A 14661-nucleotide genomic window follows, 5' to 3' on the forward strand; every position below is an offset into this window, starting at 1 on the left:
GGCTTTTGCTAGCTGATGGCTTTGGCTAGTACTTAGCCTTTGGCCAGATAGCACCTCCATCTGCATAAACCGCGCCACTATTTCGGGTGGCGCGGTTTTGCTTTGCCTGCATAGTGCTTTGTCTGCACAGTCGTGCGCCGGTGATTCCTTTTGGAGGGAGGGGATGGGGCTAAATGTCGGAAAAGTTGCAATTCTTTTTGCTCGACTGTCTACGGCTGGGGCTGAAAAACCCCTGACCAGCGCTTTTGTATTAGCGCAAGTCATTACCAATAACGTTTTGCAACTTTTCCGACATTTAGCTTGTTGGATAGGTTGTTGGACTTAGCGGAACACTTGCTCAGCCCACATCGGAGCCCCAGTGGCACGCTCTTAATACCCCCACCGGTGCCATAATTGAACAATGACTGCTTCTGACGCACCGCTGTCCCAGGCCCCGGCATCACTAGCCCAGGTTCCCGGACCCGACCCGGCGACCGAGGCCGCCCGCCGGGCAGAGCTCCGCAAGCACAAGACCATCGCCACTGGCCTGCTGGTCATTGCCACCCTCATCTACGTGACCATGCGTTGGCTCGAATACCAGGGCAACCCAGGCGCGTGGATCGGCTACGTCCGTGCAGCCAGCGAGGCCGGCATGGTCGGCGCCCTGGCCGACTGGTTCGCTGTCACTGCCCTGTTCCGCCATCCGTTGCACATCCCTATCCCGCACACGGCCATCATCAAGCGGAAGAAGGACCAGGTCGGCCACGCGCTCAGCGAGTTCGTGGGCGAAAACTTCCTCAACGCCGCCCTCATCAGCGACAAGCTCCGCAAGGCACGCATCCCGGAGCGCGCCAGTGACTGGGTAGTCGACGGCGGCGGTGCCAACCGAGTCTCGCAGGAAGTCGGCAAGGTCATCGACCTCACCGTCAATGGCATAAACCCCGAGGAAGCCGAGCACGTCCTCCGCGCCCTCGTCATCGACAAGCTCAGCGAACCCACCTGGGGACCGCCGCTAGGCCGCGGCCTGGAACAACTCATCCAGGAGGGCCGCACGGAACCCGCCGTCGAGGCAATTGTCATCTGGATGGACGACAAGGCCCGCACCTCCGAGGACTTCGTGGTCCGACTCATCGACGAGCGCACCCCATCCTGGGCGCCACGCTTCGTCCGCGAACTCGTAGGCACCCGCGTGTACCGCGAGCTGGTGGAATTCACCGGCGATGTCCGCCGCGACCCCGACCACGATGCCCGCCGCCAACTGCGCTCGTTCATTTACCAGCTTTCGCAGGACCTGCAGCACGACGAGAAGATGATCGCCCGGGTGGAGGGGTTCAAGAACGACATCATGACCTCGGGGCCTGTCACGGCGATGCCTGGCCGCCTGTGGGAATCCGTCCGTGCGACACTCACCACCTGGTCCCGCGACCCAGATTCCCTGTTGCGCCGAAGGATAGCGCAATGGGGGGAGGCGTATGGGCGTCGAGTCCAAGAAGAACCAGAGCTCCGCGAAGAGCTAGAACGCCGCATCGTCGGAGCGGCCAGCTACCTTGCTGATAACTACGCGGGCGAGGTCACCGGCATCATCGGCGAGACGGTCGAGCGGTGGGACGCGCAGGAGGCCTCCGACAAGATTGAGCTGATGGTCGGGAAGGATCTGCAGTTCATCCGCGTGAACGGAACGATCGTGGGCGCGTTGGCGGGGCTGGCGATTTACTCCCTGACTGAGCTGATCTTTGCGTTAGGCTAAGGAGCATGGAAGCAGTCTTCAAGGCGATGTACTACGCCTACTCGGGCATCAGCTTGACGTTGGCAGTCGCGATTTTCGTGCTGGCGGCTATTGGACTGGTGCAGCTGGTTACTACCCGCGACGATGCCTTCATGGTGATCGATCGCGAGAAGCAGAATTGGCTGATGCTGATGGGTGGTGCCGTGGCGCTGTCCGTCTTGAGCTTTTTTGTTGCCATTGAGCTGCTGTGGATCATCGCGGCCGTCATCGTCGGCATTTACTGGCAGGACGTGCGTCCCGCGATCCGCGACGTGCTGGGCAACGCGGGTGGTTCCTGGTGAGTTCTGTGAGTTCCGTGGATCGTTCTGAGCTGTCCCGCGAGGCCGTTGCCGCCATCCTCGACGCGACGGTGCTGAAGCCCGAGGCGACGCGCGATGACGTGGCCGCCCTGGTCCGCGAGGCCACCGAGTTGGGTTGCGGCGCGGTGTGCGTCTCGCCGTCGATGTTGCCTGTTGGTTCTTTGGGTGATGACGCCACGCTGCGCATCGCCACCGTCGCAGGGTTCCCTAGCGGCAAGCATGCATCCCTGGTGAAGGCCACCGAGGCGCGTTATGCCGCCCAGTTGGGGGCGGATGAGATTGATGTGGTGATCGACGTGGCGGCGGCTCTGGCCATGGATCAGAATGCGCTGCTCGCGGAGCTGATCACCGTGAGGGAGGCCGTGCCGCATCCGCTGGTGTTGAAGGTGATTGTGGAATCCGCACTGCTGGACGAGGAGCAGCTGCGTGCTGCTGTCCGCGCGTGTGTGCAGGCGGGGGCGGACTACGTAAAAACCTCCACGGGCTTCCACCCGGCGGGCGGAGCGAGCGTGGAGGCTGTGGAGATCATGGCCGACGAACTGCGGAAGCTGGGTAAGCTGGCGCCCTTCGGCATGGGGGAGGAGGAGCGCATTGCAGCGGGCCTGGTGGGGATTAAGGCCTCGGGCGGCATCCGGGATTGGGATGCGGCCGTGACGATGATTGAGGCGGGGGCGACGCGCCTGGGCGTTTCCGCTGCCGCGAAGGTGCTGGGAGCCTAGTGCAGGGCGCCTAGTGCTGGGCGCTTAGTGCAGGGCGCTTAGCGCAGGGGCGCCTAGGCGGCGAGGGCGGAGGAGCCCACCGGGCCGTCGTTCTTCCATGGGCGGGTGACGTCTGCATTTCCGGAATTATCGGAGCTACCGGAGCCACCGTTGCTGTTGGAACCACCGCTGCCCGTGCCGGTGCCCGTACTGCTGCCCGTGCCGGTGCCCGTGCTGCTGCCCGTGCCGGTGCCCGTGCTGCTGCCTGTGCCGGTGTCCAGGTCGTTCACGCGAACGTCCGTGCCGTGCATGGTGACCTCGAGACCTTCCTCAGTGACGTTGATGCCCTGGAATTCCAGACCGCCCTGGGGATCCGCAGGTACGGAATCCTGCAGTTGCGACTCCATCTGCTGAGTGAAGGATTCCGGGAGCTGGAAACCCAACAGGGAGACGTTGTCCATCTCCATCTTCATCTTCCCATCCTGGACGGTGGGCTTGACCTCGAAGGTGGCCAGACCGCCACTGATGTCGAAGCTGAGGGTCTGCTTGTCCGGGTTCGGGCGCACGTCGGAGATTTTCATCATGCCACCCAGAGGGTTATCTTCGGCCCCTCCGGATTTATTGTCGTTTGCGCTCTCCGCAGCCTGAGCCTTCAGCATTTCCTTGGGGAGCGTTGTCCGAAGGGTGACCTCGCCGACAGTGGCGTTGTTGGGATCGTCGCCATCCATCTTCAGGTCCCGCATGTCTATGTGCATGGCGGGCTGGCCAGTGACCTTAGGCTTGGACTGATCGTTATCCTCGTAAGAAATATCCAGCGTGGACGGAACGTCAAGGGTCATCTGCGGAATCTTGCCCTGCGCCATGCCCAGAAGAACCGGAGAAGCACCCAAAGAGACCTTGGGATCAACGGAGGAGGAAACTCCGGATTCCTGGATCTGATCCTTGAGTGCAGCCTTGAGCTCATCCTTGAGGTACCAGCGAAGACCGAATTCGGCGAGTACCAGCAGCAAAACGATGACCAGAACAATGCCGGTGAAGATTTTCAGGCCGAGGTTGCCCTTCTTCTTCGGCTTCTGGTACATGCCCTGGCCGTACTGACCTGGCTGGCCGAACAGCGGCTGCTGGCCTGGCTGACTGTACTGGCCTGCCTGTCCTGGCCGCTGACCGTACTGGCCTGCCTGGCCCGGTTGCTGGCCGTATTGCCCTGGCCACTGACCGTACTGACCCGGCTGGGTGTGCTGAGCACCGTCGTTGCCATTACCCGAGAACGGGTTCGGATTCTGGGAAGGGTTTTGTGGGTTAGTCACCCGTATCAGTGTTCCTTATCGTTTGGTTTATGCCAACCCGTAGCTTAGCCTTTGCCCGTTGTTCGCAGGCAACGTACAACTAACGCACAGGTTTGCTCATGTGGGTTGTTCAATCAGGTTCGCACACCACGGACCACGGCAGCGTAATTGAGTTGTCCGCCAAGCGGCGGCGCGGGTTGAGCCGCGCCGCGGCAGCGTGGGCGTCACCAAGAGAGGCCAAGAACTCCCGCTTCGCCGAACGCCACCGCACCCGCGGGCCAAAGACGGCCAGGGGTGCGGCGCGCTCCCAGCAACGGTCGAGTTCGGCGAGGACGTCGTGGATGCGATGTCCGGGGGTGTTCCGGTGGATCAGGATCTTCGGCAGGCGTTCGGCCAGGTCGGAAGGGGTCTGAATGTCATGCGGATCCCAGGCGAGGGTCAGCGACTGCGGACCGTCCTCGTCTAGCAAGACCCAGCAGGAACGGCGGCCGACCTCGTCGCACGTGCCCTCAATAATCACGCCACCGGGGCGCAGGTTAGCGCGCATAACGTCCCAGGCGGCCTGCACCTGATCCACGTCGTACTGGCGCAGAACGTTGAATGCGCGCACCACGTCCGCCTGCAAGCCCGCGAGTTCGAAACCGCCGAGGGCAAAATGCACGCCCTCACGGTCGGGCAGCACGCGGGAAGGCTCGATCTCCAGGCCGGTGACTTCCACCGTCGGCGCGACCGTGCGCAGCCAACGTGCCCATTCGCAGGTGGTGGTATGGGAGGCTCCGTAGCCCACGTCCACAGCCACGGGATTGCGGTGTTCGTGGAGCACAGCACTCCGCAGCTGCGCCTGCACCCGCGGCTGCGCCACCAGCCACCGGTCGGATTTCCGTAGCCGGTTGTAGCCAGTTGTTCCGCGGGTAGGTACGCCAACAGGCCCGTCCGTGTTCCACGAACGGGCCTTGAGGTTGTGGGCGTGATCAGCCACGCGAATCAGCTGAGCATACTTTGTTGTGAGTGAGTTAGGTCAGGGGTGCTTAAGCGTTGTCGCTGATCCACTTCTGGATCAGGGCGGCTTCGCGGGTCAGGAACTCCTCCACCCACTCGGCAACCTTCGGCTCCAGGACGGCGCCCATCATCGGGATCTTCACGTCCACGGCGCAGTCGGCCTTCAGCTCGGTGGCCTCGCCGGTGCCGGTCAGGGTGACGTCTGCGGAGAAGGAAACCGGAGCGCCCTTGACCTCTGCGTTGACCTTGCCGGTGGTGGCATCGTTTGCCAGCGGGCCGAACTCCACCACGCGCTTGAGCTTCAGGTCCTGGGAAACCATGCCACGCACAGCCTCAGGCAGAGCGGACTTCGGCAGCAGTTCAAACAGAACAGCCTCGATCGGCTCGGGGGTGAAGGAGTTTACCTCGCCCGGCTCGTCGCCGATGTTCTCGACCTCGTATGCCCAGTAGTTCGCGGAGGAGAGTGCCTCGTAGACCTTTTCAATAGGGAAGTTAATCGTTGCAGTGTTCTCGCTGTGAGTAGTCATGCCAACAGACTACCTTTAGTGATGTGACTGATACGACTAATAACGCACATTTCACGTCCGAAGAACGCGCGAAGCATCTTTTGGAGCGCTTGCGCGGCAACGGCGCCGACCCCGTCGCCATCCCCGGCGCCCGCGTGACCAGCCGATCCTTCGCCGACATGACCACCCTGCGCATCGGCGCCGCGCCCGCGGGGGTTGTGGAGTGCTCGTCGGCGGAGGCTGTCGCCCAGGTTGTTTCCTTTCTGGACGCCCACACGCAGCCGCTGCTTGTCGTCGGGGGAGGGTCGAACCTCGTGGTCGGCGAGGGGGATGAAGTATCCCAATTGGTCGTAGTGCTGTTGAGTGCTGGCGGTGGGGAAGGTGGCGTCGATAAAAAGGGCGCCGAAGGCGAGAGGGCCGAAGTTGACGTGATGATCGACCGCGAGACCGGCGTGGTGCGGGCATTCGCGGGGGTCGAATGGGATCAGCTGGTGGCCGCGACCGTCGAGGCTGGGCTGGGTGGGCTGGAATGCCTGAGCGGAATTCCCGGGTCCGTGGGTGCTACGCCGGTGCAGAACGTCGGGGCATACGGTGCGGAGGTTGCGCAGGTGCTGCGACGCGTGCAGCTGTTCGACCGAGCGAGCGGGGAGCTGGAATGGGTTGAGCCGTCTGCGCTGGAACTGGGGTATCGGTACTCGAACTTGAAGTTCACCTCGCGGGCAGTGGTGACTGCGGTGGAGTTTCAGCTGACCACCGATGGGCTGAGTGTGCCTCTGCGCTATGGCGAGCTGGCACGGCGACTGGGCGTGGATGCGGACGAGGCTGCCGCCGGGAACATTCGCCGGCCCGCTGCTGATGTGCGTCAGGCCGTGCTGGAGCTACGCGCAGGGAAGGGCATGGTCCTGGACATGGCAGACCACGACACATGGTCGGCCGGGTCCTTCTTTACCAACCCGATCGTCACTGGTGAGGAGGCGCGCGACGCAGTCGTGGCGGCCGTGCGCGAGAAGTGCGGAGATGCCGAGGCGGAGTCCATGCCGCTGTACCCGGTAAAGGGCGGCGGTGCTGGCGCTGGAGCTGCTGGAGTTGGCGAGCCGCAGTTTAAATTCTCGGCGGCGTGGCTGATCGAGCGTGCCGGGTTTGCCAAGGGCTGGCACGTTCCGGGCAATGACCGTGCCTCCCTGTCCACGAAGCACACTCTTGCGTTGACTAACCGCGGGGCTGCGACCAGCGAAGATGTGGTGGAGTTGGCGCGTGCGGTGCGCGCCGGAGTGCGCGAAGCCTTCGGAGTGGTGTTGGAGCCGGAACCGATCTGGGTCGGCGTAAGCATCGACTAGCTGGACCTGGGCATCGGCCAGCTGAGCCTGGAGCATCGGCCAGCTGGCGGGTTGCCTGGCGCGGTTTTTGGAGTGCGTGGCGGGGTTTTGGCGGGTTGCCTGGCGCGGTTTTTGGAGTGCGTGGCACGGGTTTTCGAGTGCGTGAGCGGCTAAATGTCGCTAAAACGGGATTCCGTGATCGGGTGGGCGCGCTTTCAAATTTTCGCAACTCTCTGACCAGGGCTTTTGCGTAAGTGGAAAGGATTTCCTTTAACTAATTCCCGATCTAACGACATTTGCCCGCAGCCCGCCCGACTATCGGCTCCGCACATTCCCGGTCTAGCGACATTCTTACCCTTTTTCACCCTGTTCCACCCTTTTCCTGGGGTGAGCGTGCGTAGAGGTGGGGTGGGGCGTGAACGGAGGAGATCGCCTAGCCGACTAGTTCGAAATCGACCTTGTCGCGGACTCCGCAATCTGGGCAGAACCAGTCGTCCGGTACCTCGGACCACGGGGTGCCAGGATTAAAGCCTTCGGCGGCATCGCCTGCAGCTTCGTCGAATCGATAATCGCAGACGGGACATTGGAAAATAGACATGGGGAAGCTCCTCGGTTTGGTTTGGAGTTGGGGTGGTTGGGGCTAGGGGGCGTCAATTAGAAGAAGAAGTCTTGGCAGCACGATTTTTGTCAGTGAACTTGCGCTGCTTCGGGCGCGGGATCTCGTAGGTTGAAGGCTGGCCGGGGCCGCGCCACAAGCCGGCGATTCCGGGGATCAGGAAGAAAAGGCTGATCACCAGGGGCCACGGAATGACAGTGCGCAGACCAGGCACCCCGAAAATGCCCAAAACCGCCAGTAGTAGGAAGAGCGTGCCGACTGCGGTGCCCGCGCTGCTGAGGATGTAATGCACGGTTCTGTTTGGCGGGGTGATGGTGGTGCCGGTGCTTGGAGGGACGGTTGTGGTCATCGCTGCCACCTCGCTGCAAGCTTGTGCTCCTTGCCTGGCAGCACGTTGGCCTTGGAGACGTCGTAGTTGTAGTGCTTCATCAGGCGACCATCCATCACCTTGAACCACAGCGGAGGTACCGAAGCGAGGGCGATCATCGTAGCATAACCCGCGGGGAGTTCCGGGGCCTTCACGTCCGAGCGCAAAGACTGGTACCTGCGGGTCGGGTTAGCGTGGTGATCCGAGTGGCGTTGTAGCTGGTAGAGGAAGATATTGGTGGTCAGGTTGTCGGAGTTCCAGGAGTGCTCCGGGGTGCAGCGTTCGTAGCGCCCATCCGGCTGTTTTTGACGCAGCAGGCCGTAGTGCTCGAGGTAATTGACGAACTCTAAGAGGGCGATGCCCAGCACAGCCTGGACCAACATCCACGGCAGGATGTAGATTCCGAAGGCGATGAACAGCCCGCCCCATACAACCAGTGTGACCAGCCAGGCATTAAGCACCTCGTTGCCAAGGCTGAACTGGGATTTGCCCTTGCGTGCTAGACGCTTCTTCTCAATGTTCCAGGCGCGCGGGATCTGGTGAGGGATGGAGCGGACGAGGTAGGTGTACACATTTTCGCCCATTCGGGAGCTCACCGGATCCTCCGGCGTGGCGACCTTCACGTGGTGACCTTTGTTGTGCTCGATGTAGAAGTGGCCATAAGCCGGAATGGCCAGGGTGATTTTGCCCATCCAACGCTCGAAGCTGCCCTTCTTGTGGCCAAGCTCGTGGGCTGCGACGATGCCGATGCCGGAGCTCATGCCCATGGACCACGCAAGCCCCAAACGGTCGATCATTGTGAGATCCGAGCTGGTCCACAGATGGCAGCAGGCGATCAGGCTGGCCAGCATGATTGGGAAGTAAAGGTACGTCACCACACGGTAGAACTTCGTTTCTTCCAGCCAGGGGACGAATTCTTCTGGAACATTTTCTCCGTCGCGGCCGAGGATTACATCGGCCAGTGGGATGAGGATGAACACCGCGATGGGGCCGGCCCACCAAGTGATGTGAATCAGCAGTTCGGGGCCGCTGATGGCCTTGAGCCAGGAGGAAACACCCCAGACGATCAGCGGAATCGCGGCTGGGACCAGGCTGAAGATCCAGGAGTACTTCTTGGAGTCTTTCCAGCCGGGCGGGCGTGTGTCCTGCGGGGATGTGCCCTGTAGAGGCTTGCCGGGAGTGTCGCTTTTACCAGCGCCGTTATCCAAGTTGCTAGTGCCTTTGGTTGCGCGCGTTGGATTCTGTGCGGTCGTCATTTTTATTCACCTGCAGTCCTGTGCGTTATCAATGGCATGTGACCCACGTTACAGGAAGGTTTTTAGGGAAATACTACTTTTGGTCATTTAGGATGTTTTCGACGGGTTGTCTGGCGCGGTTCTTGGCAGGTTGCCTGGCACGATTTTTGGAGTGTCTGGCACAGTTTTTCGAGTGCGTGAGCGGCTAAATGTCGCTAGAACGGGATTCTGTGATCGGCTGGGCGTGCTTTCAAGTTTCGGTAACTCTCTGACCAGGGATTTTGCGTAAGTGGAAATAGTTTCCTGTAACAAATTCCCGATCTAACGACATTTACCCGGCGCCGCCCGCCTATCGGCTCCGCAAGTCCCCGAATTAGCACCATTGCGCCACCTAGTGCCACACTGGAGCCATGCCGGAGGCGCAGCAGCTCACTTAGCAGATTTAAACCAGCAGATTTAAACCAGCAGACCCAAACCGCACGAAAGAGGCAGATATGACCGAGTCCACCCAGCTCAACTGGGAAGGTATCACCGGCGGGGTAGTGCACGCGCTCCCCGAAGACCTTGGCTCCGCCCTCCGTGTAGACGCGCACACCCTCGACCTGTGGGAAAGCCTCACCCCGCTCGGCCGCAACGAGTTCATCTGCTGGGTCACGGACGCCAAGAAAGCGGAAACCCGAGCCCGGCGCATTCGCCGAACCCGGGAAGAGCTCGAAGAGGGGAAGCGTTGCCCGTGTTGCTGGCCCGGGTGCAAACACCGCGAGCGCGCAGGCCACGCCTAACAGGTCGGATCGGCGGTTGGGGCCGCCTTTCTTAACCTTCTATCTATCTATTGACGCCCACACGCCCCCACTAAACCATCGTCAGAATTAGATCCTTCACCTCGCGGCGCCGGATCTTGCCGATCAGGTCGGCCGGCATCTCATCGATGATGAAGAAACGGCGTGGCACCTTGTAGCGGGTCAGACCTTCGCGGGCCCACTCGCGCACAGCCTCTTCGTTGAAGTTTGCCTTGTTCACGCCGTCTGCCAGGACAACTGCGGCGACGACCTCCTCGGAGCCGTCATCCTGCGGCAGGCCAACCACGCCGGCCTTCTGGATCTGCTCGTGCTCTTCCAGGAACTCTTCCACTTCCGCCGGGTAGACGTTGAACCCGCCGGTGATGATCATTTCCTTGATGCGCGAGACGATCTTGATGAACCCATCCGGCTCCATCACGGCCATGTCGCCGGTGCAGAACCAATCCTCGTGGAAAGGCTGATCCTCGTCCGGGATGTTGATGTAGCCCTTGAAGACCTGGCGACCGCGGGCCAGCAGCTCGCCTGGCTCGCCATCCGGCATGGTCTTGCTGAAGTCATCCGGGTCAGCCACTCGCAGCTCCGTATCGGGGAATGGAATGCCGATGTAACCTGCGCGGCGTTCCGGGGTGACAGGGTTCGCCACCAGGATCGGGCCGGATTCGGTCAGGCCGTAACCTTCGACGATCTTGCCGCCGGTCTTCTTCTCCCACTCCAGCGTGGTGTGTACGGGCAGCGGTGCTGCGCCGGACAGCGCATTGGCGATGCCACTGAGGTCCAGGTTGTGCTCCTCGGCTGCTGTCAGGATCTTGTCGTACAGGGTCGGCACGCCCGGCATGTAGGTCGGGGTTTCGCGCTTCAGCTGATCCACGATCAGCGGGATCTCCGGCTTGGGCAGAAGTAGCAGCTTGCCACCGGTAGATACGGCCAGCGCGGCGGTCAGCGTCAGGCCGTAGATGTGGAACAGAGGCAGGGCGGCTAGGAACTTCTCCTGGCCGCGCTCACCGATGCCACTGATCCAGGACTGACCCTGGACAACGTTGGACATGACGTTGCCGTGCGTCAGCTGCGCGCCCTTGGGCTTACCGGTCGTGCCGGAGGTGAACAGGATGAAAGCAGGGGAGTCCTGGTTTGTCTCCGGGCAGTTTTCCAGGTCTGCACCGTCGCCACCGAACTTGGCGCTCTGCAGCTGGGAGAACGGGATGGTGCCCGGGGCCTCGCCGTGCAGCTGCTCGCGCTTCTCCTTTAGCGACTTGATCGGCAGCTTCAGCGCCAGGCGCTTAACCAGCGGCATGGCCTCGATTATGTTCACGCTCACGACCTTCTCGATCGGCGTGGTGCGCGACAGTTCCTGGAACATTGGGGCGATCTTGTCCCACACCACTGCGACCTTCGCGGCGTGATCCTTGCAGGGGCCCTCCAGCTCGCGGGCGGTGTACAGCGGGTTGTGCTCTGCCACGGTCGCACCCAGCTTGTGGGCGGCGAAGATCGTGATCAGGTGCTGCGGGCAGTTCGGCAGAGTAACTGCCACGCGGTCGCCGGAACGCACTCCCAGCTCCCGCAGGCCAGCGGCAACGCTCTTAACCTGTTTCAGGAAATCTCCGTAAGTCATCGTCTGGCCGAAGAAGTCCAGAATGTCGTCGTTGGCGTGCGCGGCGACGGTACGGTCGAGAAGCTTTGCCATGGTGTCGTCCGTGTACTCCAGGCTGTGCGGGGTCCATTCCGCGTAGTACTTCAGGTAGGGCTTGTCCTGCCAGGCCGTCCCCTCTGGGCGTTCGGTGTCGGTCATCTAGATCCCTTTGGTCTTTAGAAACAGTCTTTGAAAACGTGATGCACGTTACTTTGGAACCCTAGCTAAGTTTCTCATTTTCTTTGGTGGAATTAAGCAAATTTTATCGACGCCACCTGCGCCCCCAGCCCCGCCCCGATCTGTCTAAGCTGGGGCAGTATGCGCGTCGCTATGATCTCCATGCACACCTCACCCCTCGAACAGCCCGGCACGGGGGATGCCGGCGGGATGAACGTGTACGTGAAAAATACTGCTGAGCAGTTGGAACGTATGGGCGTCACCGTCGATGTATTTACCCGAGCGACCCGCCCGTTACAGGGCGAGGTAGTGAACGTCCGGCCTGGCCTGCGGGTGATTAACTGCGTGGCTGGGCCGTACGAAGGGTTGTCGAAGGAGGAGCTGCCCACGCAACTGGCGGCTTTTACGGGGTCCATCTTGGCCTTTTGCCGCGAGGAGGGGGTGAGTTATGACCTGATTCATTCGCACTATTGGCTCTCTGGCCAGGTCGGGTGGCTGCTGCGCGACCTGTGGCAGATCCCCTGGGTGCACACGGCGCACACGCTGGCGGCGGTGAAGAACAATTCCCTGGCAGAGGGGGATTCGCGCGAGCCGGAATCGCGCCGCATCTGCGAACAACAGATCGTGGACAATGCGGACCTTCTGATCGTTAATACGGACCAGGAGGTGCAGGATCTTATTGAGGGTTATGACGCCACCACGTGCGCCATCAAAGTCGTCCCGCCCGGGGCAGACGTCGACCGCTTTACACCTGGATCAGATCGCGCGACCGAGCGTTCCCGCCGCGAGCTGGGCATTCCCTTCCGTGCGAAGGTCATTGGGTTTGTCGGCCGGTTGCAGAGGTTGAAGGGGCCACAGGTGCTGCTGCGAGCAGTGGCGGAATTGCGGCGCCGCCACCCACAGCAACAGCTGGCCGTGGTTATCTGCGGCGGATCTTCCGGCGCGGGTGGCAACGAGCTGGAGCGGTTGCAGTTGCTGGCCGAAGAACTGGGGATTAGCCGCTGCGTGCGCTTCCTAGCCCCGCGCCCGCCCGAGGAGCTGGTGGGTGTGTACCAAGCTGCGGACATTGTGGCGGTCCCCAGCTACAACGAGTCCTTCGGGCTGGTGGCGCTAGAGGCGCAGGCGTGCGGCACGCCCGTCGTGGCTACGCGCACTGGTGGCCTGCCGATCGCGGTGGAGGACGAGAAGTCCGGCCTGTTGGTGGATGGTCACGACACGGATGCGTGGGCCGATGCACTGGGCAAGCTGGTGTTGGACGACGATCTGCGCATCGCGATGGGGGAGTATGCCCCGAGCCATGCAGCGAAGTTTTCCTGGCAGGCTTCCGCGGAAGCTCTGTACAAGTTGTATGAAGAGCTGCCGCCCGCTGGTCACCGAGGGGAGCGCCAGCCCGCGGGATAGCTGCTATACGGTGCGGGTTAGTTGCTTTGTGATGCGGGTTAGTTGGCGCGTGGTGCGGGGGCAAAGGGGATGGCCGCTGAATGCCAAGGTGACTGCGCGGGCGCTGTGGGAAATGTAGTTTGGGGCTTATGGATCGCGCAAGGATTTGTGAACTTCTGGACGAAGCGGAAGTCGAGTACACCCTCCCCGAGGGGCCAGCCGGAGACGACGGCACCGTCGTGGTTGTGCTGCCGGGGGAGAAGCGACTGAAAACGAACTGCCTTTTCATCCCGCAGGACGGCATGTTCCGCGTAGAGGCCTTCGTCTGCCGCGCAGTTGAGGAGGCTCAGGAAGAGGTCTACAAGCTGCTGCTACACGCCAACCGCCGCAGCTTCGGGGTGCACTACACGCTGGATCGCAACAACGACATCTATCTGGTCGGCCAGTTCTCGGATAACACCACCAGCGAGGACATTCAGCGGATCCTGGGGCAGGTCCTGGAGCGGGCGGATGCCGACTTCAACCGCATCCTCGAACGTGGCTTCGCCTCCTCCATCCGCCACGAGTGGGCATGGCGCCTGTCCCGTGGCGAGCCGACTATGAACCTCGCGGCCTTCGCGCACCTCAAGCCGTCGGAACAGGAGGTGCAGTTGCTGGCGCCGCCGCCGGGCTCCAAGTTGGCGTCCGAAGCAAAGAGCCCGAGCATCCCGGACTTAGAGGGCGACGACGACACTCAGGAATAAGTACAGTAGCGCCGAATACGGGGGCACAAGGGCGCACATCATGGCAGAATTGGGAGTATGAGCGAGCAAAATAATTCCCACGGAAATCTGATTCTGCTGCGTCACGGCCAGAGTGAATGGAACGCCTCCAACCAGTTCACCGGCTGGGTCGACGTGCGACTGACCGAGAAGGGCCGCGAGGAGGCAGTTCGCGGTGGCGAGATGATCAAGGAGGCCGGCCTGGAGCCGACCATCCTGTACACCTCCCTGCTGCGCCGCGCTATCACCACCGCCAACATCGCCCTGGACGCGGCGGATCGCCACTGGATCCCCGTCGTGCGTGACTGGCGCCTGAACGAGCGCCACTACGGTGCGCTGCAGGGTCTGAACAAGGCAGAGACCAAGGACAAGTACGGCGAAGAGCAGTTCATGGCATGGCGCCGTTCCTACGACACTCCGCCGCCGGCCATCGACGCTGATAACGAGTACGCGCAGACCAACGACCCGCGCTATGCGGATCTGCCCGAGGTTCCGGCCACCGAGTGCCTGCTGGACGTCGTCAAGCGCTTCATTCCTTACTACGAGGAAGAGATCGAGCCGCGCGTGAAGAACGGCGAGACCGTGCTGGTTGCGGCCCACGGCAACTCCCTGCGTGCGCTGGTGAAGCACCTGGACCAGATCTCCGACGAGGACATCGCGGGTCTGAACATCCCAACCGGCATCCCGCTGGTGTACCGCATCGACGCGGATGGCAAGGTTCTGAACCCGGGTGGCGACTACCTGGATCCGGAGGCAGCTGCCGCTGGTGCCGCAGCCGTCGCCGCACAGGGCCAGGCTAAGTAAGAGCCGGGCCGATTCTTGACCTCTG

At 61.9% G+C, this 14661-nt stretch carries 15 protein-coding genes; 8 read left to right on the forward strand and 7 right to left on the reverse strand.

Annotated elements, in window-relative coordinates:
- Positions 1 to 400 precede the first annotated feature (400 nt).
- From CRD15_RS04715 to deoC, 3 genes are read left to right on the forward strand one after another with little or no spacing between them, the layout of a single operon-like run.
- The gene (locus CRD15_RS04715) at positions 401 to 1726 is read left to right on the forward strand and encodes a DUF445 domain-containing protein (protein ID WP_187402045.1); all 1326 of its coding nucleotides are present in this window, start codon (positions 401 to 403) and stop codon (positions 1724 to 1726) included.
- 5 nt (positions 1727 to 1731) lie between these two features.
- Positions 1732 to 2046 carry a DUF2516 family protein gene (locus CRD15_RS04720; RefSeq protein WP_034972538.1) on the forward strand — a complete coding sequence of 105 codons (315 nt, stop codon included), beginning with the start codon at positions 1732 to 1734 and terminating at the stop codon, positions 2044 to 2046.
- Between the two features lie 5 nt (positions 2047 to 2051).
- The gene (gene deoC / locus CRD15_RS04725; RefSeq protein ID WP_034980208.1) at positions 2052 to 2783 is read left to right on the forward strand and encodes a deoxyribose-phosphate aldolase; all 732 of its coding nucleotides are present in this window, start codon (positions 2052 to 2054) and stop codon (positions 2781 to 2783) included.
- A 53-nt stretch (positions 2784 to 2836) separates the two neighbouring features.
- On the opposite strand, the gene CRD15_RS04730 is transcribed toward deoC, so the two are convergent.
- The 3 genes from CRD15_RS04730 to CRD15_RS04740 form a co-directional block, all read right to left on the reverse strand.
- Entirely contained in the window at positions 2837 to 4069 is a 1233-nt protein-coding gene (locus CRD15_RS04730) for a DUF2993 domain-containing protein (protein WP_034971007.1), read from the reverse strand.
- A gap of 109 nt (positions 4070 to 4178) precedes the next feature.
- On the reverse strand, positions 4179 to 5027 hold the full coding sequence (locus CRD15_RS04735) for a class I SAM-dependent methyltransferase (RefSeq protein WP_034972537.1): 849 nt from the start codon (positions 5025 to 5027) through the stop codon (positions 4179 to 4181).
- 49 nt (positions 5028 to 5076) lie between these two features.
- A complete protein-coding gene (locus CRD15_RS04740) occupies positions 5077 to 5574 on the reverse strand; it encodes a DUF2505 domain-containing protein (protein ID WP_034971009.1) in 498 nt (165 codons plus the stop codon).
- Between the two features lie 158 nt (positions 5575 to 5732).
- On the opposite strand from CRD15_RS04740, the gene CRD15_RS04745 reads away from it, so the two are divergent.
- Positions 5733 to 6890 carry a UDP-N-acetylmuramate dehydrogenase gene (locus CRD15_RS04745; protein WP_370546853.1) on the forward strand — a complete coding sequence of 386 codons (1158 nt, stop codon included), beginning with the start codon at positions 5733 to 5735 and terminating at the stop codon, positions 6888 to 6890.
- A 412-nt stretch (positions 6891 to 7302) separates the two neighbouring features.
- On the opposite strand, the gene CRD15_RS04750 is transcribed toward CRD15_RS04745, so the two are convergent.
- From CRD15_RS04750 to CRD15_RS04760, 3 genes are read right to left on the reverse strand one after another with little or no spacing between them, the layout of a single operon-like run.
- Positions 7303 to 7467 carry a rubredoxin gene (locus tag CRD15_RS04750; RefSeq protein ID WP_080716081.1) on the reverse strand — a complete coding sequence of 55 codons (165 nt, stop codon included), beginning with the start codon at positions 7465 to 7467 and terminating at the stop codon, positions 7303 to 7305.
- A 52-nt stretch (positions 7468 to 7519) separates the two neighbouring features.
- Positions 7520 to 7834, reverse strand: coding sequence for a hypothetical protein (locus CRD15_RS04755; protein WP_034972534.1), 315 nt, complete (start codon positions 7832 to 7834; stop codon positions 7520 to 7522).
- Positions 7831 to 9108 (reverse strand): alkane 1-monooxygenase, encoded by a 1278-nt coding sequence (locus CRD15_RS04760; protein ID WP_237743971.1) that lies wholly within the window; start codon positions 9106 to 9108, stop codon positions 7831 to 7833. The genes CRD15_RS04755 and CRD15_RS04760 overlap by 4 nt, the downstream gene beginning before the upstream one ends.
- Before the next feature lie 473 nt (positions 9109 to 9581).
- On the opposite strand from CRD15_RS04760, the gene CRD15_RS04765 reads away from it, so the two are divergent.
- The gene (locus CRD15_RS04765; protein ID WP_187402047.1) at positions 9582 to 9869 is read left to right on the forward strand and encodes a YdeI/OmpD-associated family protein; all 288 of its coding nucleotides are present in this window, start codon (positions 9582 to 9584) and stop codon (positions 9867 to 9869) included.
- A gap of 70 nt (positions 9870 to 9939) precedes the next feature.
- Here CRD15_RS04765 and CRD15_RS04770 read toward each other — a convergent pair whose 3' ends face one another.
- Positions 9940 to 11673, reverse strand: a complete 1734-nt coding sequence (locus CRD15_RS04770) for a long-chain-fatty-acid--CoA ligase (protein ID WP_187402048.1) — start codon at positions 11671 to 11673, stop codon at positions 9940 to 9942.
- 159 nt (positions 11674 to 11832) lie between these two features.
- On the opposite strand from CRD15_RS04770, the gene mshA reads away from it, so the two are divergent.
- The 3 genes from mshA to CRD15_RS04785 all read left to right on the forward strand — a co-directional run bounded on the left by mshA (position 11833) and on the right by CRD15_RS04785 (position 14636).
- Positions 11833 to 13092, forward strand: a complete 1260-nt coding sequence (gene mshA, locus CRD15_RS04775; protein WP_187402049.1) for a D-inositol-3-phosphate glycosyltransferase — start codon at positions 11833 to 11835, stop codon at positions 13090 to 13092.
- A gap of 128 nt (positions 13093 to 13220) precedes the next feature.
- Positions 13221 to 13814 (forward strand): YbjN domain-containing protein, encoded by a 594-nt coding sequence (locus CRD15_RS04780; protein ID WP_187402050.1) that lies wholly within the window; start codon positions 13221 to 13223, stop codon positions 13812 to 13814.
- A gap of 57 nt (positions 13815 to 13871) precedes the next feature.
- Complete coding sequence (locus tag CRD15_RS04785; protein WP_034976870.1) at positions 13872 to 14636, forward strand: phosphoglyceromutase; 765 nt, start codon at positions 13872 to 13874, stop codon at positions 14634 to 14636.
- Positions 14637 to 14661 lie beyond the last annotated feature (25 nt).

It is taken from the genome of Corynebacterium sp. LK28 (genome assembly GCF_014335105.1).
In the GTDB taxonomy this organism is placed as follows: domain Bacteria; phylum Actinomycetota; class Actinomycetes; order Mycobacteriales; family Mycobacteriaceae; genus Corynebacterium; species Corynebacterium macclintockiae.